The sequence below is a fragment of the Streptomyces katrae genome, assembly GCF_000966975.1.
Lineage (GTDB): Bacteria > Actinomycetota > Actinomycetes > Streptomycetales > Streptomycetaceae > Streptomyces > Streptomyces katrae.
This window is the reverse complement of sequence record NZ_JZWV01001652.1, coordinates 1-1,012: the sequence shown is the minus strand read 5'-3', so window position 1 is coordinate 1,012 and position 1,012 is coordinate 1. Positions and strand designations below refer to the sequence as shown.

The 1,012-nt window shown below is 68.1% G+C and carries 1 pseudogene; it reads right to left on the bottom strand.

The features are described from left to right. Positions 1-849 (bottom strand): annotated as a pseudogene (locus VR44_RS39860) (phosphatase PAP2 family protein); the annotation flags it as partial. Positions 850-1,012 lie beyond the last annotated feature (163 nt).

Here is a 1,012-nt window from a genome sequence, read left to right as displayed (position 1 = left end):
CCCGTCGGGGCTGCCACTTGCCGCCCGCCGAGAGCAGCGGGGTGAGCGCTGCGGCGACGGGCTCGGAGACACGGCCGTCCTCCAGCCGGCGGCGCCAGCGCTCGCGCAGCTCGAAGACGTAGGCCTCGGAGCGGGCGATGAGCGGCTCGAACCAGGGCAGCGCCAGCATGATCAGCAGGCCGGCGGTCCAGCCGAGCAGCACGTCGCTCACCCAGTGGGTGATTGTGTGCCGAGTTAGACGGTGGTGGCGCCGACGCTGAGCGACAGCACCCCGGAGAGGATGGACAGCACCCGCCGGGTGACCGTGGTGGAAGCCAGGTAGGCCAGGATTCCCCAGGTCACGACGGCGTTGGCGGTGTGGCCGGAAGGGAATATATCGCCGCCCGCGAAGAGCTCGGCGGAGCCGATCTGGGTGGCGTAGTGCGGGCCGAGGCGGCCGAGGCCCAGCTTCACGGAGCCCACGGTGATGTTCAGCAGCAGCAGGGCCACGCCGAGGGCGATCAGCGGACGGAGGGTGTGCTGTCGCCAGGAGCGCCAGCCGAGCCAGGCCGCGACCATCACCGCCGTGGGTCCGCGCTGGCCGAGGACGACCAGGTAGTCGAGGAAGGCGTGGATCTGCGGCCACTGCTCGTACGGCCGGAAGAACATGATCTGCCAGTCCAGGCGGACGAGCCAGGACGTCGTCAGTACGGCCACGACGATCGCCAGGTAGAAGGCGAGGGTGGCGCAGAGGAGCACGACGCGGTGCCGGCTCATCTGCGGAGTCTGCAGATGAGCCGGTCGCTCTGGTTCCCGGTCCAGCCGGGCGAACACCGGCTCCAGACGGGACAGCAATTGATCGGTACGCACTCAATCGACGTTACCGCGCGTCGAAGCACGGCCCGTGCGAATCGCGCGCTTTGTGATGACCATGTGATGTGGAGTGCGTCTCACGCAGGACTTAATTCCCGTTATTTCGACCCCGGTTGGAACTCCCCGGATTCGTCTCCCGGAGTGCGGTGTCGCCAATTGT